Annotated in this window: 20 protein-coding genes; 6 read left to right on the top strand and 14 right to left on the bottom strand. The window is 61.2% G+C overall.

Annotation, left to right across the window (positions count from 1 at the left end; all coding sequences use genetic code 11):
• Nucleotides 1-5: 5 nt before the first annotated feature.
• Nucleotides 6-908, bottom strand: a complete 903-nt coding sequence (locus tag VFV96_15735; protein ID HEU5071854.1) for a PEP-CTERM sorting domain-containing protein — start codon at nucleotides 906-908, stop codon at nucleotides 6-8.
• Between the two features lie 227 nt (nucleotides 909-1,135).
• On the opposite strand from VFV96_15735, the gene VFV96_15730 reads away from it, so the two are divergent.
• Nucleotides 1,136-2,653, top strand: a complete 1,518-nt coding sequence (locus tag VFV96_15730) for a TolC family protein (protein ID HEU5071853.1) — start codon at nucleotides 1,136-1,138, stop codon at nucleotides 2,651-2,653.
• Nucleotides 2,654-2,664: 11 nt separating this feature from the next.
• Here VFV96_15730 and VFV96_15725 read toward each other — a convergent pair whose 3' ends face one another.
• Nucleotides 2,665-3,147, bottom strand: a complete 483-nt coding sequence (locus VFV96_15725) for a PaaI family thioesterase (protein ID HEU5071852.1) — start codon at nucleotides 3,145-3,147, stop codon at nucleotides 2,665-2,667.
• A gap of 90 nt (nucleotides 3,148-3,237) precedes the next feature.
• Here VFV96_15725 and trpB point away from each other — a divergent pair, with 90 nt between their 5' ends.
• A complete protein-coding gene (gene trpB, locus VFV96_15720) occupies nucleotides 3,238-4,452 on the top strand; it encodes a tryptophan synthase subunit beta (protein ID HEU5071851.1) in 1,215 nt (404 codons plus the stop codon).
• On the opposite strand, the gene VFV96_15715 is transcribed toward trpB, so the two are convergent.
• The 5 genes from VFV96_15715 to pyrE form a co-directional block, all read right to left on the bottom strand.
• Nucleotides 4,449-5,426: a hypothetical protein gene (locus VFV96_15715; GenBank protein HEU5071850.1), complete on the bottom strand. Its 978-nt coding sequence runs from the start codon at nucleotides 5,424-5,426 to the stop codon at nucleotides 4,449-4,451. The two genes, trpB and VFV96_15715, sit on opposite strands and share 4 nt — an antisense overlap.
• A 3-nt stretch (nucleotides 5,427-5,429) precedes the next feature.
• Complete coding sequence (locus VFV96_15710) at nucleotides 5,430-7,649, bottom strand: DUF6600 domain-containing protein (GenBank protein ID HEU5071849.1); 2,220 nt, start codon at nucleotides 7,647-7,649, stop codon at nucleotides 5,430-5,432.
• 197 nt (nucleotides 7,650-7,846) lie between these two features.
• Nucleotides 7,847-8,602, bottom strand: a complete 756-nt coding sequence (locus VFV96_15705; protein ID HEU5071848.1) for a nucleoside monophosphate kinase — start codon at nucleotides 8,600-8,602, stop codon at nucleotides 7,847-7,849.
• 90 nt (nucleotides 8,603-8,692) lie between these two features.
• Complete coding sequence (locus tag VFV96_15700) at nucleotides 8,693-9,367, bottom strand: DapH/DapD/GlmU-related protein (GenBank protein ID HEU5071847.1); 675 nt, start codon at nucleotides 9,365-9,367, stop codon at nucleotides 8,693-8,695.
• A 141-nt stretch (nucleotides 9,368-9,508) separates the two neighbouring features.
• Nucleotides 9,509-10,075 (bottom strand): orotate phosphoribosyltransferase, encoded by a 567-nt coding sequence (gene pyrE / locus VFV96_15695; protein ID HEU5071846.1) that lies wholly within the window; start codon nucleotides 10,073-10,075, stop codon nucleotides 9,509-9,511.
• Nucleotides 10,076-10,184: 109 nt separating this feature from the next.
• On the opposite strand from pyrE, the gene VFV96_15690 reads away from it, so the two are divergent.
• The 4 genes from VFV96_15690 to argS all read left to right on the top strand — a co-directional run bounded on the left by VFV96_15690 (nucleotide 10,185) and on the right by argS (nucleotide 14,385).
• Entirely contained in the window at nucleotides 10,185-10,838 is a 654-nt protein-coding gene (locus VFV96_15690; GenBank protein HEU5071845.1) for a hypothetical protein, read from the top strand.
• Nucleotides 10,839-10,921: 83 nt separating this feature from the next.
• Nucleotides 10,922-11,386: a PTS sugar transporter subunit IIA gene (locus VFV96_15685; GenBank protein HEU5071844.1), complete on the top strand. Its 465-nt coding sequence runs from the start codon at nucleotides 10,922-10,924 to the stop codon at nucleotides 11,384-11,386.
• 76 nt (nucleotides 11,387-11,462) lie between these two features.
• Nucleotides 11,463-12,533, top strand: a complete 1,071-nt coding sequence (locus tag VFV96_15680) for a hypothetical protein (protein ID HEU5071843.1) — start codon at nucleotides 11,463-11,465, stop codon at nucleotides 12,531-12,533.
• A 61-nt stretch (nucleotides 12,534-12,594) separates the two neighbouring features.
• Nucleotides 12,595-14,385, top strand: a complete 1,791-nt coding sequence (argS, locus tag VFV96_15675; protein HEU5071842.1) for an arginine--tRNA ligase — start codon at nucleotides 12,595-12,597, stop codon at nucleotides 14,383-14,385.
• A gap of 71 nt (nucleotides 14,386-14,456) precedes the next feature.
• Here argS and dnaN read toward each other — a convergent pair whose 3' ends face one another.
• The 7 genes from dnaN to VFV96_15640 all read right to left on the bottom strand — a co-directional run.
• Nucleotides 14,457-15,566, bottom strand: a complete 1,110-nt coding sequence (dnaN, locus tag VFV96_15670) for a DNA polymerase III subunit beta (GenBank protein ID HEU5071841.1) — start codon at nucleotides 15,564-15,566, stop codon at nucleotides 14,457-14,459.
• 202 nt (nucleotides 15,567-15,768) lie between these two features.
• Complete coding sequence (locus tag VFV96_15665) at nucleotides 15,769-16,917, bottom strand: cysteine desulfurase family protein (GenBank protein HEU5071840.1); 1,149 nt, start codon at nucleotides 16,915-16,917, stop codon at nucleotides 15,769-15,771.
• Nucleotides 16,918-16,961: 44 nt separating this feature from the next.
• Entirely contained in the window at nucleotides 16,962-17,933 is a 972-nt protein-coding gene (locus VFV96_15660) for an MlaD family protein (GenBank protein ID HEU5071839.1), read from the bottom strand.
• Nucleotides 17,934-17,939: 6 nt separating this feature from the next.
• A complete protein-coding gene (locus VFV96_15655; protein HEU5071838.1) occupies nucleotides 17,940-18,692 on the bottom strand; it encodes an ATP-binding cassette domain-containing protein in 753 nt (250 codons plus the stop codon).
• A complete protein-coding gene (locus VFV96_15650) occupies nucleotides 18,692-19,429 on the bottom strand; it encodes an ABC transporter permease (GenBank protein HEU5071837.1) in 738 nt (245 codons plus the stop codon). The genes VFV96_15655 and VFV96_15650 overlap by 1 nt, the downstream gene beginning before the upstream one ends.
• Before the next feature lie 17 nt (nucleotides 19,430-19,446).
• Complete coding sequence (locus VFV96_15645; GenBank protein HEU5071836.1) at nucleotides 19,447-21,096, bottom strand: hypothetical protein; 1,650 nt, start codon at nucleotides 21,094-21,096, stop codon at nucleotides 19,447-19,449.
• 133 nt (nucleotides 21,097-21,229) lie between these two features.
• Nucleotides 21,230-21,874 (bottom strand): MMPL family transporter (locus VFV96_15640; protein ID HEU5071835.1); only part of this gene is annotated, 645 nt, incomplete at its 5' end.

The following is a 21,874-nucleotide window of genomic DNA, read 5'->3' as shown; positions in this document are numbered from 1 at the left end:
GCCGCTCAACGGCGATCACGCTGGAGCCGCGGCCTTCGCCCGTAATGAACCACCAAACCGCCCAGGCCGAGGACGATCAGCGCCAAGGTGGAAGGTTCAGGCACCGGAAGCGGACCGGCGGCCGTGATGGGCGCTGATATTGCCCCCATCGATGCCCAACTGTCCGACGAGTTCACGCCGCCCGCAACGCCGTTCAAATCCTGGTTCAAACTGTTGGCCTGGGTGGCGGTCGCCGCCACATAGGACAGCGTGCTGTGCTCATCAAATCCGGCCAAGCCCTTGGTGTGGGCCATGGCTACCACATCGGCAAACGGCACCACGAACGACAGGAAATAATCCGCCTGCCCGGCGCCATCCATGTCCGTGCTGGTGCCGCCAGGGTTGTTCGCCAGCGTCACCGCCATCCATGAGTAGCTGGCCGCGGTTTCCGCATACGAAAACGTCGGGGTGCCGGCGATGGTAGTGGTGCCGGGCGAAAGGTTGCTGCCCGAACCAGCCCACCAGAGGCTAATCAAGGCTGTCGAGCCGCTGTTGTTGACGCCCGCGAACAAATCCAGCGAGCCGTTGCCATCCAGGTCCATTCCCACGAACGCGCAGCCCGTGTAGCCCGGTGGACTTTTATCCGCCCCGACACGCAGGCGGAAAGCCAGTTGACCATCCGTGAAGAGCGCGGGTGTGCCACCATTGTCGAAGGTGGAATAAAACGACGGATTAGCCGCGTTTCCCACCAGGTCGCCTTCGGACGAACCCGTTTGTTGATCGCCGGCCGGGTCGGGGAAACCGGCAGGCCCGTAACCGATGGCCGTCCATGATGAGCAGGCGGACGCAGGATTTACCTGGGCTTGTGCCGGCCAGGCCAACAGGCCAGTCAACGCCATCAGGAAAAGATGCGGCTGGTTGTTTTTCACTCGCTATTCTTGGATGTCCCCCCTCCGTTCGGCGGTAATGAATCCCGCCGACGCGACCGCACTTCACCCGCTTTCCCACACTGGTTCAAGGCAAAAGCACAACCGCCGGGTGCGCAAATATTTCACAGGCCCGCCGGAGTTTGTGGATGAATTTTTGGGGCCGGCTCAGGTCGAACTCTGCACGGCTGTTTGACGAACTTGAGCGAATGCCGCAATCTCCCAAAACCATGAGACTCTGGATCTGCGCCGCTGCGCTGTTCACCGCCTTTATCCCGTCGCTGTTCGCCGCGGACTCGCCGCCGCCCCGGCCCATTTCGTTGCAGGAATGCATTGAAATGGCGCTGCAAAAAAATCTCGATCTGCGCATTGAACGCTACAATCCCCAATTTGCGTTGTTCAACCTCGCGGCCGCCCGCGCGGGCTATGAGCCCACGCTCAGCCTCGCCGGCGAGCACGATCACAGCGAATCCGGTTCGCGCATCCTGTCCGGCGGCTTCAGCATCCCCGGCGCAAAGACCGATTCGGACAATTTCAGCGGCGGCCTCAGCGGGTTGACGCCGTGGGGCATGAACTACGACGTCAGCGCCAACGCGAACGAACAATACGGCCAGAATTTCGCGTTCGACACGAACGTGAACCAGGCGGTGGGACTCCCGTTCGACAGCAGCCAGAGCTCCGTGGCGTTGCAGGTGACGCAACCGCTCCTCAAGAATCTCTGGATCGATTCGACCCGCCTGAACATCGCCGTCGCGAAGAACCGGGTGCAATATTCGGAGCTCGCCCTCAAATCAACCATCATCGACATCGTCACCCGCGTTGAACTGGCCTACTACGATCTCGAGTTCAGCTACGAGAATTTGAAGGTGCAACAGAAGGCGCTTGAACTCGCCCAGCGGCTGCTCGAGGAAAACCGCAAGCGCGTGCAGGTCGGCGCCCTCGCCCCGCTGGACGAAAAGCAATCCGAGTCCGAGGTCGCCGCGCGCCAGGCCGACCTCATCGCCGGCCAGCGCAATCTCGACATGCTGGAAAACAACCTCAAGCAGCTGGTGAACGACGACTTCAAGAGCTGGAGCCGCCAGAACCTGGAACCGTCGGACAGCCTGAATGCGCAGTCACAGTTGTTCGACTTGCAGGACAGCTGGACCAAGGGGCTCACGATGCGCCCGGATTATTTGCAGTCCCGGCTCGACTTGGAACAGGCGGGCATTCAGTTGAAATACAACCGCAACCAGCTTTACCCGCAGCTGGATGCCTTCGGCACTTTCGGCTATAACGGCTCCGGTCAGGAATTCAGCGACGCGCTGAATGAAGTCAACCAGCGCGACCGGCCCTTCTACGTTTACGGCGGGCGGCTCGTGATTCCGCTGGGCAACGGCGCCGCGCGCAACCGCTACAACTCCGCCAAGGCCGCACGCGAACAAAGCGTCCTTACGCTCAAGAAAATGGAGCAGGACATCATGATCCAGATCGACAACGCGATCAAACTCGCACAGTCAAACTACGAGCGCATCGATGCAACACGCAAGGCACGCGAATACGCCGAAGCCGCCCTGGCTGCGGAAGAGAAGAAGCTGGAGAACGGCAAGAGCACGAGCTTTGTGGTGTTGTCGTTGCAGCGTGACCTGACCTCGGCACGGTCCGACGAAATCAGCGCGCTGGTGCAATACAAGCGCTCGCTTGCGCAACTGGCCCAGGCGGAAGGCACCACGCTGGAGCGCCGGAAGATTGATCTGACCGTGAAGTAAAGCCCCGCCGTTCAGGCCGCCGGCGGCGCGGCGGGATTCAGCAGCCAGCCCGCGTCGCCGACCAGGTCGCGTTGCAGTCCCGCCAGGTCGGCATCGCGAATGGGCATGTATTTGCCGGTGGCGCTCGCCAGCATTTCCCCCGCGGCATTGCGCAATTCAGCCTTCGCTTCAAAAATTCTTCCCCGCCGGTTTGCCACGAGTTCCGCTTCCGCCACCAGTTCCTCGCCCGGGGTCGCCGGCCGCTGATAGCGCACCGTCATTTCGGCGCAGAAGCCGAACTTCCGCGTCGGCACGGCACAGGCCCAGACCATGATTTCATCCAGCAGCGTGGCCAGAACACCGCCGTGGACCACGCCCTGAAAGCCCGCATGCTCCGGCCGCGGCCGGAAATGGGCGCGCACGATGCGGCCATCCGTTTCAAAGCGTTGCCGGAGGCCGACGGGGTTGGCCTCGCCGCAGACGAAGCAGGATTTGGTGTGAGGCAGCTCACGCATGGAACCATTCGGCGGCGGCGGCGATTGGGGCGCAAGGGGAAAATCACTTGGCGGCACCGCCACTTTGCGCGACATTCCGGGCGCTTTGTCATGAACAACGTCGCTGATCTCAGCCTGCCGGATGCGCAGGGCCATTTCGGTCCCTATGGCGGCCGCTATGTGCCCGAAACGCTCATGCACCCGTTGCAGGAGCTGGAGGCCGAATACCGCCGGGCGCAGCAGGACCCGGAATTTCGCCACGAGTTTGAATACTACCTCCGCGAGTTCTGCGGCCGGCCCACGCCGCTTTACTTCGCCGAACGCCTGACGCGCGAGCTGGGCGGGGCAAAAATTTATCTCAAGCGCGAGGATCTGTTGCACACCGGCGCCCACAAGATCAACAACGCCATGGGCCAGATTCTCCTCGCCCGGCGCATGGGCAAGACGCGCATCATCGCCGAAACCGGCGCGGGCCAGCACGGCGTCGCCACGGCCACCGTCGCCGCCATGTTCGGCCTGAAATGCGTCATCTACATGGGCGCAGTGGACTGCGAACGACAGAAGTTGAACGTGTTCCGCATGAAAATGCTCGGCGCCGACGTGGTGCCCGTGAAGGCCGGCCAGCAAACCCTCAAGGAGGCCGTGAACGAGGCCATGCGCGACTGGGTCACGAACGTCCGCAGCACGCACTACATCCTCGGCACGGCTTACGGCGCGCACCCGTATCCGGAAATGGTCCGCAACTTTCAGCGCGTCATCGGCGACGAGGCGCGGGCGCAAATTCTCGAAAAGGAAAACCGCCTCCCGGACCAGCTCATCGCCTGCGTCGGCGGCGGCTCGAACGCCATCGGCCTCTTCTACGCGTTTCTCAACGACCCGACCGTGAAGCTGACCGGCGTCGAGGCCGGCGGGCTGGGCATCCGGCCCGAGCAACACGCGGCGCGGTTTCAGGGCGGTTCACTCGGCGTGCTGCAGGGCACGCGCAGTTACATTTTGCAGGACGACTACGGGCAGATTCAGCTCACCCACAGCGTGAGCGCCGGACTGGATTACGCCGCGGTGGGGCCCGAGCATGCGTGGTTGCGGGACGCCGGCCGCGCGGAATACACCTACGCCACCGACGCCGAGGCGCTGGACGCCTTCAACCGGCTCGCGCGGCTGGAAGGCATCATCCCCGCGCTGGAAAGCTCGCACGCGATTGCCGAAGCCATCAAACGCGTGCCGAAGCTGGACAAGGAATCCCTGGTCATCGTGAATCTCTCCGGCCGCGGCGACAAGGACGTGGCGCAAGTGGCCGACAAGGTGGGTTTGCAGATGCCGTTTTAAGGCACCCACCGGGCGCGATAGAAGCGTTGTTTCAAGCCGGCCGCGCCGGCGTCGAGGTAATCGAAGTAGCCGCCCGTCACGACGTTCGTTTTCAGCGGCAGCCAGTTCAACAAATTGGTGCTCGCCTCAACGGCGTAACGCGCGTTTTCCTTGCCCTTGACGCGAAGCACATACTGGCCGCCGCCCACGGCCAGCGGCGGTTGCAGGCTGGCATCAATCTGAACCGGCGCATCCACCGTGATCGCGTAATTGTCGAACAGCAGATAGTTGTCGCCCGGCTGGGACGAATCCGCCGGCACCCACACGGCATCCGCATCGCCAAAATTGAGCGCAGCGCTCTGGGTGGTCATCTGCGAGTTCGTCACGATTTGCACGCCATTCAGCCAGGCGTTCCAGCGGTTGACGGCAAAATCCATCGCCACTTCGAGGGTGTAGGACTCGCTGTTGGTGAAGCCCCAGCCCGTGTCATAAAAATTTCCATTGTCCAGCCCGCGCCAGATGGAGAGGTCCGCGTTGTCAAACAAGAGCGAGAACAATGGATCCCCGGCAACGTTGTAAACCGCCCAGCGGAATTGGTCGCGGTTGGGCTGGTTGGTCGTGGAATCGATGACGGCCATTTCCACGGAGAAGCGGACCTTGGGAGCGTTGCTGGGGTAGTAATTGACCGGATGCCAAACGAAGAGGGCCGCATCGCCAGGATCGGGCGGGAAGTAGCCCACGTAGGCCTGTTGCCCGAGGTTTTCAATGTAGTTGGACACCACCCCGTTCCCGCCCGAACCGGAGCTCATCCACCCGCCTTGACCGGCCAGGTAAAAATCCGTGCTGAAACCCTCGCCCGGTTCGAATTGCGTGGCGTAAAGCGTCGCGCTGTCGGCCCGTGCCGCCGCGCCACTGCCCAAGAACAGCAACAGCAACAGGCAACCCGTCCCGAAACGAAGGTGCCGCTCCGTCTTCACGATCAGGTGGTGCGCCATGAATCAACGCCCTCGTTCGGCTTTTCCACCGCCCCGGGAACCGCCCGAGTCGTAAGACCGGCCCGATGAATGCGACGCGGCCGGGGGCGCGGCCGGGGCGCGCGGCGGTGAATAGGATGGCGCCGAATACGTCCGCGGCGGCTCGTAGCTGCGCGTGGCCGGGGGCGAGTAAGACCGGAAATTTTGGGCCGGCGCCGGGGCGGAATAGGCCGGTGCGGACCGCTCGATGCGCGGCGCGCTCGGCGTCTGATACGTGGGCGCCTGATAATTGTTGCGCGGCGGCGTCACGGGCGCCGGCGCGGCCGGCGTGTAATTGTTCTGTGGAGCCTGCCGGATCACGCGAACAGTGTTCTGGCTCCACGGCGACGTGTGCTGCCACGTGCTGGGCATCGGGTTTGCCGGATTCGCTTTGACGTTCGGTTGCGGCTGCGACCGCGTGTTGTTCAACCACGGCGTGGCCGCGGGCGTGTTGACACGGGGCGGCGTGGTCGTGGTTGCCGGCTGCCGCACGGGCACCGGAGCGGCAGGCGCAGGGGCCGGCGTGTTGGCCCGCGTATTCGCGGCCGGTTCAGAGCGGATGATCAGCGCCCCGCCGTTGACTTCCGAACGCGGCGGGTGCGTTGCCCGCGGTGGCGAGGCCGGAGCCCACGGGCCGGTGGGAGCGGCCACGTTATGTGTGGCAGGCGGCGCCGGCGTCGCAGCGGGGGCCGGCGTTTGCGGCGTGTTGGGCACATGACTCGCGACATTGCCCGGCGCTCCGGGTCCGGCTGTATTATGACCCGGCGTCACCGTGCGCGTGGGCACGGTGTGACGAGGATTGGTTGGCGCGGCATTGCCCGTGGTCAAGCCCTGCGCTCCGCCCCGGGTCGGCAGCGGCGTGCCACCCGTCACCGCATGATGTTCATTGCCCGGCACATTGGCCCGCACCACGGTCAGTGTCTTGCCATCCGAAGCAATTGCCTCGTGCCGCGTGATCGTTCCGCCATGCACGCCCGTGACGCCGCGAATGGTGACGGGATGGATGGCCGTGCCGGTCGCCGCGGTGATCCGCGACGGCGCGATGCCCTGGTTGATGATGGTGTTGTTGTTGCCGCGGATGATGTTGTTCACCACGGTCGTGTGGTTGTAAACTTGGACAGCTTCATGCCGCGGAACACGGTGGTGGTCGTAATGATGGCCGCAGAAATCGTGATAGCTCACGAACGTGAAGTAATCCCACGTCAGCCCGAACGAGAACCCCACGCCACACGAACTGCCAAAGTAACTGAAGCCGATGCTGGGCGAGTAATACGCCGCAGGCGGCAACGGCGCCCAACCGCAGTAAGCGTCCGAATAACGCCAGCTCACCCACGAGGGGCCCCACGTTGAGCCCGGCATCCAGCACCAACCCCAGCGGGGATGGCTAAACCACCGGCCATAATGGAATGGCGCCCAACCCCAGGAGTAATCCGAATACCAATACCACCCGCTGTCCGTCCACACCCAATGGCCACCATTGCAATACGGCCGCCAGCCGGGATACGTGACCACGACCGTGGGCCGCCAGCAACGTCCGTAGCCATCGATGTCAATCCACGTGCCGTAGGGCGAAAGCGAATCGTAGAAGTAATTGACCGTCGTTTGATCCGGCCGTTCCTCTGCCGGCGGGGGCGGCACAGTCGTCGTCGTGTCCACTTGCGCCGCCGGGGCCGCCTCGGCCACCGGCTGTTGCCACGTGTTGGTGGCCGGCGCGGTGGCGGGTGTGGCCCAGACCGACTGGGCCGGAGCGGGGGTCGCGGGCGAAGTCACAGTGGCGCCGGCCAGCGAAGCCTCGCGCACTTGTTGGTCATGCTGGATCATCGCCGTCATCACGGGCGCCGGAATGCCAAGGTCGTTCAGATAGACAATTTCGTCCGCCGCCAGACCGAAGGTGTGCACCGAATTGGTCACGTAGGCGAGCATCACGCTCGAATCCACGCCCGCTTGGGCCAGTTTCACGATTTCTGAGGCCGCGGGGGAAAGCTTTACACTGCTCGGGGGTGCACTCTCAGTGTTCACCACCTGTCCGGCGGGCACCGCCTCGTCGGGCGCCGCGGTCGCCATGGCCGCCGGCGGGTTTGTCACTGCGGGCATCGCGGTCACGACATTCGTGCCACCAGTGACTTCCGGCTCGGACCGCGCCTCGTTGCACCCGGCCAGCAGGGGCAGGATCGCGGTCGCCAACACCACCAGTTTCGTTTTCATACGCTTCACCTACTTTAAGGGTATCACAGTTCGTGCCTGCTCACCCTCGTCTCATTCGACTGGTCTGGGAGGGCGGCTATTCAGCCGGGCATCAGCTACGCACCGGACTGAATCACAGCGAGTTGCCGTCAAACAACGGCCGCCGGCTGCACGCGCGGGGGCAAGGTAGCGGAGTTTGGCAAAGGGGCAATGCAGCGCTACGCCACGTCGGCGCGCGCCTGAAGTGCCTGAAGGGTGTGCTGAAAAATTTCTTCGGGCGAACCATTGGCCAGGATGTTCACCAGCAAGTCGCGCTGGCGATAATACTCCGTCAACGGCGCGGTGCTTTTCAGGTAGGCCGCCATGCGCACACGCACGGCTTCCGGACGGTCGTCCTCCCGTTGCACAAGCCGGCCGCCGCAATGATCACAACGGTCCGGCGTCTTCGGCGGTTTCGCGTCCACGTGATACACGGCCTTGCACGTGGCGCAGGTGCGTCGCCCGCTGAGCCGTCCCACGATGGTTTCCAGCGGCAGTTCGTAGTTGATGACGGCCTTGGGTGCGATGTGATGCTCCGCAAACAACTGGGCCAGGGCCTCGGCCTGTGCGACCGTGCGCGGAAAGCCATCGAGCACGAACCCGCCGCCGCAATCAAGGCAGGCCGCGCGTTCGCGGACAATTTGCAGCACGGTTTCGTCCGGAACAAGTTCACCGCGGCGCATGAAATCCAGCGCCGCAGCCAGGGCCGGACTGGAATGACAATTGCACTGTGTCCGCGCGGCGCGGAACACATCGCCGGTGGAGAGCTGACAGGTGCCGAGTCGTTCACAAATTAATTCCGCCTGCGTTCCCTTGCCCACGCCGGGCGCGCCCAGCAGCACGAGACGGTAAGGGTGTAAGCGCGGACGCGGGGGATGATTGCAGTGGGCTGCTCCGCCGACGAGCCAGGCTGCCCGGTCATTGACTTCGGTCATAAGCTTTCCGTGGTTCGCCCTCATTCAGGGACAATCACCACTGCGCAGCCACACGGGAATTGCCGACCTTTGACCGTTCTTTGCAGGCTCTCACCGGCGGGCGACCACTTCAACCATCGACTTGTTCTTGGCGATGTTTCCGGCGGGCAGCACGCCGCGCCAGTTGACCGCCGGGTAAATCAGCGCGTGCCGGCCGATGACGCTGCCCGGATTCAGCACGGTGTTGCAGCCGATTTCCACGCCGTCGCCCACGAGCGCTCCAAATTTGCGCAGGCCGGTGTCGTGTCGCTCCGTTCCGTGTTGCACCACCACGTTGCCCTTGATGGATTTCACATTCGACAGCACCACGCCCGCGCCGAGGTGAACCTTGTGCCCGAGAATGGAGTCGCCCACGTAGTTGAAGTGCGGCACCTGGCAGCCGTTGAACAACAGCGCGTTTTTGAGTTCGCACGCATTGCCCACCACGCAATCGTCGCCCACGATGACGTGCTCGCGGAAGTAGGCGTTGTGCCGGATCTGACAGTTGCGGCCGATGATGGCCGGCCCCTTGATCATCACGCCGTCCTCAACCACGGTGCCTTCGCCGATGAAGACGTTCTCGCCGATGAAGGCGACGCCTTCACAGCGGTTGTGCAGGCCGCGGCGCGGGCTGGCGGCGAGGTAATCCTTGATCCGCTTCAACGCGCTCCACGCGAAGTCGCAGCCCTCAAACAGGGCGGCGTGTTCCGTCTGCGCCAGATCGAACAAATCGGCCGGTTTGAACATGCGGCAAGGCTAACGGGCAGGCGTCAACTTCAAAGCTCAATTTTGCGCTCCAGTAAATGGTGCGAATGTCAAATCACGCCGGCGTGCCGAACCACCCTCGTCGGCCGGTGGAAATTCACACCCGCTGCAATTCGACCCCGCCTACTTGCTCCCCGGCTTCACGGCCGGAAGTGCCGCGAGATCGGGCGGCAGGCTGTCCGCCGGAAACGCCTCAACCTTGAGCGCCAGGAGGCTGAACGCGGGCACGCCGAGATTCACGCCGCCATTCGAGCGGTCCACCACCATCGCCACGCCCGCCACGGTGCCGCCGTTCGAACTGACGATGTCCATCGTCTCCTGCACGCGCCCGCCCTTGGTGACGACGTCCTCGACAACGAGAATCTTTTCGCCGGCCGGGATCTTGAAGCCGCGGCGGAGGACGAGTTTTCCCTCCTCTTTCTCGACGAAGATGAAGCGCACGCCCAGTTGACGCGCCACTTCCTGGCCGATGACCAGTCCGCCCATGGCCGGTGAAACCACCGTGGTCACGCCCAAAGGCCGCGTCTTTTCCGCCAGCGCCGCGCCCAGCCTTTCCACGTCGGGCATGTGCTGCAACGCGAGCGCGCACTGAAAAAATTGCCGGCTATGCAGGCCGCTGCGGAGAATAAAATGCCCTTCCCGCAGCGCGCCCGTCCGGCGAAACACAGCCAACACCTCGTCTTGTGTCATGCGCGCCATCGTAAATTCACCGCGCCAAGTTCAAAGTGGAAAGTGCAATCGCGGACATTTCGCCGGCTTTCGGCTCGCCACAGCGACGGGCTTCGCCTTTTCTTCCGCCGTGCCGAAGTGGTTCAAGTTCATCATCGCCATTCTGCTCCTGCCGGTGTGCGCGGGGGCGGGGCTGGCGTTGTGGCGGGTCATTCTCGCCACGGGCCAGGCCGACGCCATCTGGGTGGCGACCCTGGCAGGGGCCGGTTGCTGGCTGGCGATTTTCTTCATTCTGCCCAAACCCATGTGGGTGTATGTGCTCGGCCACGAGCTGACCCACGCGCTCTGGGCATGGCTGTTCGGCGGCGAAGTGAAACGCCTGAAGGTCACCTCCAAAGGCGGGCACGTCATCGTGACCAAAACCAACTTTCTCATCGCCCTGGCGCCTTACTTCTTCCCGCTTTACGCCGCGCTGGTGGTTGGCCTGTTTGCGCTCGGCCATTGGGTGTGGAACTGGCAACGCTTTGCCGTCTGGTTCCACCTGCTGCTCGGGGCCGCCTACGCCTTTCACGTCACTTTGACGGGCTACGTGCTGCAAAGCCGGCAGACGGACATCACGGAACACGGCTATTTGTTTTCCGCCGTGGTCATTTTCCTGGGCAACATCGGCCTGCTGCTGGTTGGGCTGCCGCTGCTGACGTCCCGGACCAACCTGGTGACGGTGGGGCATTGGTGGGTGGAAGGAACCACACAGGTGCTCCACGCATTGCGCACCGCCATCTGAGACCGGTCCGTAACTATTCCGGCTGAATTCTGTCTTGAATTGCCGGATTGTTTCGGGCGAAATCCCGATTGCGGATTAAATCTATGGACCTTGGAGACATACTCGCCAAAGAGCAGATCGTCCCCGACTTGCAGGCGGCGGATCGCTGGCAGGCGATTGATGAGTTGATCAACAACCTCGTCGTCACCGGCAAGATCAAGCCTGAGCATCGGGAGGCGATCACGGCTGTGGTGCGCAAGCGCGAGACCTCGATGAGCACCGGCATTGGCTTCGGCATCGGTATTCCGCACGCGTCCACGGACCTGATCTACGAAGTCGTCGGCGCGCTGGGCCGGTCCAAGCAGGGTGTGGACTTCAACGCCCTCGACAATCAGCCGGTTCACCTCGTGATGCTCTTCCTCGTTCCGCAAGGCCAGTTTCAGAAACACCTCCACACCCTCGCCAACATCGCCAAAATGCTCCACAAGTCCGATTTCCGTCAGGCGCTCGAACAAGCCCCCGACTCGGACTCCATGCTCCAGGCGATCAAGGAGCAGGGGAAGAAGTAGAAAGGGTGTTTTGCGCCTCCTTTCGCTTTGAGACGCTGCAATTTGACAGAGGCGGAATTCCTTTGAGGCAACTCAAATGACTGCCATTGAAACGGCAACAAGGTCGTTGGGCTTGGACAGACGCTGTCGTGGCTTCTGTCTAAAGTGTGACCTTGGCATTCAAGAGAGGTTTGATTCTACGAGTGACGGAATTCGCCAATCTTTCGTCGACGCGCTTGCGGCCTGCGATGAGCCGGACTTCGACAACCCCCGCCCTTTGCTTGGGCTCGTCCTCCTGTTGAACCAATTCGAGTTTGACCGCTTTATTACGAATCTTTCTTTACGTGCTCCCTTCAGCGGCTCGCTTGCTTGGCAAATCATCCGCCTTGCATCCACCGACAATCACCAGTGGTTTATCAAACGCGGCTCCGCTCCATTTCAACGCAAATTTCACCAGCATCCCACCATTGCGCCTCTTCTGTTGGAAGCTGCGATTCGTGCAGAAAGCAGGCTTCAGGATACAATTGCCCTGTTTGATTACTACCATCCCGTTGCGAGTGGGTATCAGGTTTTGCGTGATGCGTTGCCTTTGTGGCGTGCGGAACTGGAAAGGCGCGAGCTTGAGCGCAGAACCCAAGAGGAACAGGAAATGGCAGAGCGAGCGCGCCAAGAGCAAATCCGTTCTGCCAGGCTGCTTGAGCTCAATCGCATCCAGTATGACGGTCCAACCTCGATAATCCGTGCGCTCGCAGATGCTCATACCTCAAGTTTTTGGGATTTCCCAGAGAACTGGGCACGGATTCAAGACTTAAATCTGCGCAATGTTCCTTTGGATTTACTCAAGCTGGCGCTCGAAAATGTTTCGAGGCATCTGGACGTTCGCTGCTGGCGCTGCCTCGCTCACAAAATTCTGGCTGCCATAAAGACAGTCAATCGCTCCGGTGAGCTTGCGGATCTCGAACGTCATCCGTTCTCAAAGCAACTGGAGGCTGCGTGTAATTCAAAGTGGTCGCTCACATACTTCCCTGATTGCTGGGGAGCGCAGATCGCCAGTGATTCATCCGGTATCCAGCCAGAATTGAGGTCTCGCCTACTCTCAAAACTCATGCGTGTTCAACGCAGATGCTCGTGGCGTGTCGCGCGTCGAGCGCTGCTATGTCAACACTGATCGATCCCATTCTCTCGTCTGGTTTTTCATCCGTCTTTAGCAATAATCACGCCCGCGTGACGTGTTCACGCATCCTGTCATGCTGCCCAACAAACACATTGAAGCCGCGCTGCAAGCCGCCGTCCGCGCCGTCCTGCCGGACGCCGACGTGAGCGCCGTGCTCGTGCGCCCGTGCCCGGACCCGAAATTCGGCGATTACCAGAGCAACGCCCTCATGGCCCTCGCCAAGGCGCGCAAGCTGAACCCGCGCCAACTCGCCGAACAGGTGAAGGCCAAGCTCGACGTCGCCGCGTGGTGCGAACCCGTCGAAATCGCCGGCGCGGGCTTCCTCAATTTCCGCCTCAAGCCCGCCGCCGTGGCCGCGTGCCTCGGTGAAGCGCTCGTGGGCCAGCATCTGTTTTTTAGCCGCGCGGCCAATCCGCTCACGGTCGTGGTGGATTTCAGTTCGCCGAACGTCGCCAAGCCGATGCACGTCGGGCACATTCGATCCACCGGCATCGGCGACGCGCTCCAGCGCATCCTGCGCCTGCTCGGCCACCGCGTCATCACCGACAACCACATCGGCGATTGGGGCACGCAATTCGGCAAGCTGCTGCTCGGCTGGAAACAAATCCTGGATCGCCCCGCGCTCGAACGTGACGCCATCGCCGAACTCGAACGGCTCTACAAGGTCATCAACGCCGAGTGCGACGCCCACCCCGCGCGGCTCGAAGAAGCCAAACAGGAACTGGTGAAGCTCCAGGCCGGCGATGCCGAGAACACCGCCATCTGGAAGGAGATGATCCGCCTGTCGCAGGTCCAGTTCGACACGATTTACGGCCGGCTCGGCGTGAAGTTCGACCAGACGCTGGGCGAAAGTTTTTACAACCCTTGGCTCGGCGAAGTCGTCGCGGACCTGCTCAAGCGCGGCATCGCCCGCGAAAGCGAAGGCGCGGTGGGCATCTTCAGCGACGGCTCGTTGCCGCCGAAGGAAGACCCTTTTCTCGTCAACCGCGACGGCGAGTGGGTGGCCGACCCCGCGCTCGTCCGCAAGAGCGACGGCGGTTTCAACTACATGACCACCGACCTTGCCACGGTGGATTACCGCCTGAAGACGTGGTCGCCGCACGAGATTGTGTATGTGGTGGACGACCGGCAGGCGCCGCATTTCAGGAAGCTCTTCCTCGCCTTCGGGCGCTGGCAGCCCGAGGCAGCGAAGAACGTGAAGCTCTTCCACGTCGGCTTCGGCAAGATCATGGGCGACGATGGCAAGCCGTTCAAAACGCGCTCCGGCGACACGGTAAAACTCGGCGACCTGCTCGACGAAGCCGAGTCGCGCGCGCTGGCGGTGGTGAATGAGAAGAATCCCGACCTGCCCGAAGCCCAGCGCCGCGAGATTGCGCGCGTGGTCGGTCTCGGCGCCGTGAAATACGCCGACCTGCTGCCGAACCGACAGAGCGATTACGTGTTCAGTTGGGACAAGATGCTGTCGCTCCAGGGCAACACTGCGCCGTATTTGCAGTATGCCTACGCCCGCATCGCGAGCATTCTCCGGAAGGCGGGAGAAACATCAAAAGTCCAACATCCGACATCCAACATCCAATTGGCGGCGGCCGAGGAACTCGCGCTCGCCAAGCAATTATTGAACTTCGGCGGCGTGCTGGAAGCGGTGTTGGATGATTTCCGGCCGAATTATCTCTGCAATTATCTTTACGAGGTCGCCGGCGCGTTCGCGAAATTCTACGAAGCCTGCCCGGTGCTGAAGTCCGAAGACGAAATGCGCAACAGTCGGCTGGCGCTTTGCGACCTGACTGGCCGCGTGCTCAAGCAGGGATTGAACACGCTGGGCATCGAAGTGCTGGAGCAGATGTAACGGAATTCGACTCTCCCCCATAAACGAAAAAGGCGCGGATTTCTCCGCGCCTTTTTGCTTTAAAGGGGTTTTCAACTCAACCGCATCGGCATGACGACGTAGAGGAACGGGCCGTTGATCTTCAACACGCCGGGGCTGAGTTCGTCGATCAGCTCGAAGAAAACTTCGTCCTCGGCCAGCGCGTTCAACGGGTCGATCATGTATTTTGGGTTGAACGCAATGGCCATGTCCTTGCCCTTGTAGTTCACCGCGATGCTTTCGCGCGCTTCGCCCACTTCGGGAGAATTGGCCGTGATGGCGAGGTTGTTCTTGGTGAAGGTCAGCTTCACCGAGTTCGACTTCTCGCTGGTCATTATTTCCGCACGGCGCAAGGCATGGAGGAATTCCTCACGCACGAGCTGCACGCGCTCCTTCGCCTCGCCGGGAATAACCTGGCGATAGTTGGGATAATTGCCTTCGATGAGCTTGCTGATGATGAGGATGGAAAATCCCTTGTCGTCCTTGAGGTTGAAGGCTGCCTGATTTTCGCTGTAACGAATTTCCAGTTCGCCCGCGCCTTGCAGCAGGCGGTTCAACTCGTTCACCGCCTTGGCGGGCACGATGAATTCACCCTGGCTTTGCTCGGTGACGTCCACTTCCTCGTCCACGAGTGCGAGACGGCGGCCGTCGGTGGCCACCATCGTGAGCTTGTGGTCCTTCAGGCTCATGAAAATGCCGTTCAGAACGTAGCGCGACTCGTCTGTGGAGATGGCGAACGACGTTTTACGCATCATTGTTTTGACGGTTTCCTGCTTGAGCGAGACCTTTTTGTCGTCCTTGAACTTCGGCATCGGCGGATATTCCTCCGCGGCGAGGCCGTTCACCTTGTAGAACGAAGCGCCGGAACGGATGCTGCAATTGTTCTTTTCGTCCACTTCCAGCTCGATGTCGCTATTGGAGAGTTCGCGCACGATGCCAAACAGCTTTTTGACGGGCACCGTGGTGGCGCCGCCTTTCTTGACCTGCGCCTCAACGGAGCAGGACACCGTCACATCGAGGTCGGTGGCGGTGAGTTTGAGGCGATTGCCCTCGGCTTCGAGCAGCACGTTGGAGAGAATCGGCAGGGTGGTGCGCGTGCTGACCACGTTCTGGACCGCCTGCAGACCGTGAATGATTTGATCCTTGGAAATGGTCAGGTTCATTGCGTGATATGGAGTGATTCTCTCACAAAAATTGGACCGATTTAATATGGGCTGTGAATAAGGCAAACAACCGGGGGTGTCAAGAAATCGGGCCTGAAAACGGGGTTTTGGAATGTGAAAAACCCCACGCACAACTTTCGACAAGACGGAGAACTCGGAGTCATTGACAAAGCTGACAAGTAATTCACAAGGAATCGGCGGGTTATCGGCCCGATTGTGCACGACGGACGATGGCGGGAAGGAGGCGGGCGACAGCCTCAATCTCATCATTTGTGTTTTCGCGCCCAAGGGAGAAGCGAACGAGCGAGCGGGCCAGCTGGGCATCAAAACCAAGCGCGGAGACGACGTGCGAAGGCTCCAAGGAACCGGCCGAACACGCGGCTCCGGCCGAGGCGCAAATGCCTTCAACGTCCAATCCGGCCAGCAGGGCGAAACTATCCGTGCCGTTGACGACGAAAGCGACCGTATTGGCGAGCCTTTGGGCTGGTGAGCCGACCAGCGTCACGCCCTCAATTAATTGAATCGTCTGGGCCAGCTGTTGGGTCATGATCCGCAACGGTTCGGTCGGGAAAACGGGCTGGCGCAGGAAGAGTTCCATGGCGCGCACCAGACCGGCAATCGCCGGCAGGTTTTCCGTGCCCGCCCGCCGCTCATTTTCGTGGCCGCCGCCGAAAATAATCGGGTCCGGCAACAAAGGGGAGCGGATGAACAGGGCACCAGCCCCTTTCGGGCCATGAAACTTATGAGCGCAAACCGTGACCAGGTCGGCGTTGAACTGGTGAATGTTTGTGAACGGCTCCTTGCCGAACCATTGGGCGGCGTCAGTGTGGAAAATTACCCCGCGCTCCCGGCAGATGGAGCCGAGTTCCGCAATCGGCTGGAGGGTTCCCACCTCGTTGTTGGCCGCCATGATGGAAACCAGAATCGTGTCGGGACGAAGGGTGCGGCGCAAATTTTCGGGCGACACCCGGCCCTCGCGGTCCACCGGCAGCACGGTCACTTCAAAGCCTTCCTGCCGGGCGAGGTATTCGAAGCAATTTAGAACCGCGTGGTGCTCGATGGCCGAGGTGATCAAGTGGCGGCCCCGCGTGCGCAGCCGCCGCGCGGTGCCGAAAATGGCCAGATTGTTGGATTCCGTGCCGCCGCTGGTAAAAACGACCTCGCTCGGCTTGGAACCGAACAGCGCGGCGGCCCGATCCCGCATTTCATCCAGCAGCGCCCGGGCGCGCCGGCCCACATGGTGAATGCTCGACGGATTGCCCCATTCGGCCGCGAAATAAGGCTGCATGGCCGCCCCCACCTCCGGATCCAGGGGCGTGGTGGCGTTGTAGTCGAAATAAATCGTGCGCATGGGTCGAGCAGCGTGGTCCGCCGCCCGGACCCGCCCGGCGGAACTCAATAGAACGTCTGGAAGAGCGTCCCCATAACACTGATGGGACCCTGGTCTTCCAGGCTTTCCGTGGCCTTGTCGAGTTTTTGCAGGGTGAGCTTGGCGTTCTTGTAGAATTCCTGGTCGTTCACCAGTTTGCCCACCGTGCCATCGCCCCGGTTCACTTTCTGGAGAATCTCCTTGAGGTTGGTCATGGATTCGGTGGTTTCATTGTAGAGCGCATCGTCGGTCAACAACTTGCCCAGGGTGCCTTTGCCCGCCTTGGCATCGGCCAGCACAGTGCGCGCATCGGCGATGGTTGAACGCATGTCGGCCGCCGTGTCCTGAAAGTTTGAAACCGTGTTCAAGGCCGTGTTGTAAAGCGTGTCCTCCATGATCAGCTTGCCCACGGTGCCTTTGCCGTCCGCCACCTGTGCGCTGATGTTCTTGATGTTGGTGATGGTGGCGCTGATCTGGGCGTTGTTTTGTTTGAAGAAATCCGTGAGCGGGCCGAGGATGTTGTCGATTTTGTCGCCTGAGAAGCTCTTGGTGAGGTTTTCCACACCGGCGGCCACGTTGTCGAGGCGCTGCATGATGGCATTGAGATCCGGCTGCTCGGCGGTGGGCAGATAGGTGTTGTTGTCGGCCAGTTCGGCGCCGGGCGAACCAAAATCGAGCGACACAAAATTCTGGCCCAGCAGGCCGGCGAACCGGATGGTGGCCGTGCTGTCCGTTTTGACCGGCGCGTTGGCGTTCAGTTTCATGTCAACGCGCACCCGGCCTTCATAGAGCTCGATTTTTTCCACGCGGCCGACTTCCACGCCCGCCATTTTGACGCGGTCCCCTTCCTTGAGTTCCTGGACGGTGTTGAACAGGGCGCGGACGTGCTTCCCGTGGCGGAAGTTTTCCAGGCTGCCCAGCGTTTCTAGGATCAGCACGGCGGCGATCACAATGAGGGCGGCAAAGAACCCCAGGCGGGTTTCAAGGGTGTTTTTCATGGCAAATCAAAGGCGGTTGAAATTGGCGTTGAGAAAATCACGGATGGCGGGATCCTGGCACTGGCGGATTTCCTCCCGCTTGCCGATGGCCAGGATGCGGCCCTCCAAAATCACGGCGATGCGGTCGGCGATGCCAAAGGCGAGATCCCGATCGTGCGAAACCACAAGCGAAGTCACCTTGGACCGGGCGTTCAATTTGGCAATCTGTTCGCCGACCACCACGGACGACACCGGATCCAGTTCGCTCGTGGGCTCGTCGTAGAGAATGAGTTCGGGCTCGCTGACCAGGGCGCGGGCGATGGCCACCCGCTTCTTCATGCCACCGGACAAATCACTGGGCATTTTGGCTTCCACGCCCTTCAACCCGACGGCTTCAAGCTGTTCGGCCACGATGCGGCGGATTTCCTCCGGCGGTTTCAGCCGATGCTCGCTCAAATAGAGGCCGACGTTTTCGCCCACCGTCAGCGAGTTTAACAGCGCACCGGATTGAAACACCATGGCCAGATGATGCCGGTCCATGACGCCTTCGGTGTGAATGGATTCGCCGGCGATGAGAATCTCGCCCGCGTCCGGCGGCTCCAGGCCGATGATGTGGCGCAGCAGCACGCTTTTGCCGCTGCCGCTCGGGCCCATCAGCACGAACACTTCACCGGGTTGCACCTGCAGGTCGATGCCCTTGAGCACTTCCTGGCCGTCAAAGGATTTGCGGAGCCCCTTGATTTCAATGCTGATGCCACACTGTTGGGAGGATTCGCTCATCATTTCTGGAGCACGCGGGTGAGCAGGTAGTCAAGGATGATGATCAACACAATCGAGTTGACCACCGATTTGGTCACCGACCGGCCAATTCCCCGCGGGCCGCCGCGGGTGATCAGGCCCTGATGACAGGACACGAGGCCGATGACGATGGCAAAGCAGAAACTTTTGACCACGCCGTGGATGACGTCACCGAGGTCGACCACGGTGCGCAGGTCCTGGAAGAACACCTGGAAGGAGATTTCAATCTGGTGGTTCGTGGCGGCAACGGTTGCGCCGCCCAGCCAGCCGACCAGAATGGCAAACGTCACCAGCATCGGCATGGCCACCCCCATGCCAATCATCCGGGGCAACACCAGGTAATGCACCGGGTTGATGTTCATGGTGCGCAACGCGTCGATTTCCTGGTAAACACGCATGGAGCCAATCTCCGCCGTCATGGCCGAGCCGATGCGTCCGGCCAGCAGCACCCCCATCATAATCGGGGCCAGCTCGCGGGCGATGGAATAGCCCACCATGCCGCCCACGTAACTATGCAACCCACGCTCCACCAGCACCGGCCCGGTTTGCAGCGCGATGACGGCGCCGATGAAGAACGAGAGCACGCACACCATCAGCAGGCTGGCGTTGCCGATCTCAAAAAGCTGGTCGAAGACCTTCTGCCGCTGCCGCCACGCCAAAGGCAGGGCCAGCAGCGTGCGCCAGAACAAGATCACCATTTCGCCGACGTTTTGAAACATGCGTGCGCGGGGTTGGTTTATCGATGCACCACGCCGGCAGGGTGCGTCATTTGGACTGGAGAATCAACTTTGGCCGCAGCCGGCGGCGTTGGCGCGGGCGATTTGAACGGAATAAAAAACAACCGCAGGCCCGTGCCGGCGGGCGTTTGCCGGTGCTCAAACAGGCCGAAGAGGAATGACGTCCGCTGGCTGCCGTCAGCCGTCACCTGATGGCGATACAGATTCCACAGCAGCGACTGGCTGGACGCCCCGGAGACGGGATTGTTCTCCGCCCGCCAGACAGACCAGACCGGCGAGTAGTTGCGATCCACGCTTTTGCTCGTCGAAACAATCGGTTCAAACAACGAGAAGATCTGCAAACGCGTTCGCCCCTCGAAATCCCGGGTGTGGGTGAACAAGGGCCAGCAGTCAATCCGGCGGGAGGCCTTGCCCGTTTCGGTGTTCCGCTCCCGCTTGTCGGAGTAGAGAATGAACAAAATCCGCGTCCGCTCGCGGTCGAGCGGGTCGGAATGCAGCCGGTTGTATTTGTAAAGTGGCCACAGATAAAAGTCGCTTTCCAGCAGCTCGCTGCGGGCGCGGCCAAACAACGGCCAGACGCGGGTGGACGTCTTTCCCGCGCCGCGGGCGTAAACGAAGATCGGCCAGAGCACGTCGGTTTCGTGATACTGCTTGAGGCGATCGTCCGTCAGCGTCAAACCGCAGGGCCAGAGGTAGGAGGTTGAATCCCGTCCGGGCGAACGCAGCTTGGAATAAAACGGCAGCAGTGCCGAGAAATGTGCGGTGTTGGTGGTGCCAATGTCGCGTGTTTCGTTGAACCAGAACGGCCAGGCAATGAACGTCTTTTCGTAGCCCGGAATGGATTCCGCGTCCCCCCAGGCGTTGGTCCGCGTGGTGACCACTTTTACCTCATGACCGGCCACCGGCCACGCCTGCCAGCCGTGCAGGCCGTCACCGTAACGCAGGTGGAAGATGGGCGCGATGAAGTTGTAGGTGGTGAAATCGCCGCGCCGGCTGTGTCGGGCCCAGCGATTGCCCAATGCGAGAAATTCATCGGCTCCGACCGTTCCCACGCCCTGGCGACGGATGGTTTTTACGTAAAGCGGCCAGAGTGTGAAGTCGATTCGGTCACGGAACAGCCGGTTCTTCAAGGTGCCGTGCAACGGAAACAGCGCCGTGTAGTTTTCGTTCGTGTCCGGGGAGCGTTGTTGAAAGTAGAGCGGAAAGAGCGTGAAGCGATGCTCGGTTTCGCCCGATTGCAGCCCGCCACCGGAGAAGCTGAACAGCTGGATGATCTGGAACCGATATTCGCTGCCGAAGCGGTCATACGTCAGCACCGGGTAAACGAAATCAAATTCCCGAGATTCGGTGGCGGGATCCTGAACCGATGACAACAACGGCGGAACGGCCCAGGTGGATTGGGTGTCCTGCTGTTCCTGATAGTAGAAAGGCCCAGCCGCTTCCGTTCGCGTGCCGTCGGCGAGCGTCAGCGGGAACGTGTCAAACAGCGGACCAAGGCCCGGCCCGTCTTCGTCCAAGCCCTTGCTGGTGAAGGGCAAGAGCACCACGCCCAGCGCGAGGAACGCCCCGGCCGCAAGGCGGCGAGCCGGCCGCGCCGAGAGTCCGCCGCGACCGCCATGATGAAATAAGTAGCTCAAGACAACTTGCATTCCGATAACGTTAGCGGTTTCCACTCAACGTTTTTTGTGCCTGCCAAAACAACTGGATTGACATTAATGTCAACCCGACTATGCTCTGCCTACCTTGAGGTTTTTAACCTCGGTTCCTCCCAACCCAGTGTGGTCACTTGTTGATTGCACTGGGTTGTTTGATTAAACGCCAGCGCCGCATCAACAAATTCAAAAAGGCGGGCAGGAAAGTCAGACCCGCCAACATGCACGCCGCCGTTCCGCTGGCCATCACGTAACCCAGGCTCTGAATCCCCTGATGTTTGGCGAGAATGAGGCTGCCAAACCCCGCAATCGTCGTCAGGCCGGAAACCAGCACTGCCTTGCCTGTGCTCTTGGCCAGAATGCTGGGGTTCTGCTCTTCGGCAAAACGATTCAAAATGTGGATGCCGTTGGTCACGCCGATGCCGATCACGAGGGGCAGCGTCATGATATTGGCGGGGTTGAACGGGATTTTAAAGTAACCCATCAGCCCGACCAGCCACAGGGTGCCGATGGCCACCGGCAACAAGGCCAGCGCCAACGCAACCAGGCTGCGGAAGTGAAGCAGCACCATCAGGGAAATGGCAATCAGGGAATACCACGCGGCATCCTCGTAACTTTGCTTCAACAGTGTGGTGTATTCGTAAAGCTGCACCGGCGTGCCGGTGACATTGGAGTCCACGGTGCGCACTTCGTCGATGAACTCCTCCTGATTCTGGCGCTGCCAGATGTCCTTCTTGGGATAGACCTGAAGCAGAAAGTTGCCGTGCACGCCGAC

Source organism: Verrucomicrobiia bacterium (assembly GCA_035765895.1).
Lineage (GTDB): Bacteria > Verrucomicrobiota > Verrucomicrobiia > Limisphaerales > DSYF01 > DSYF01.
Note: the sequence above shows the minus strand (reverse complement) of the source record. Positions and strands in the feature narration are given on the sequence as shown.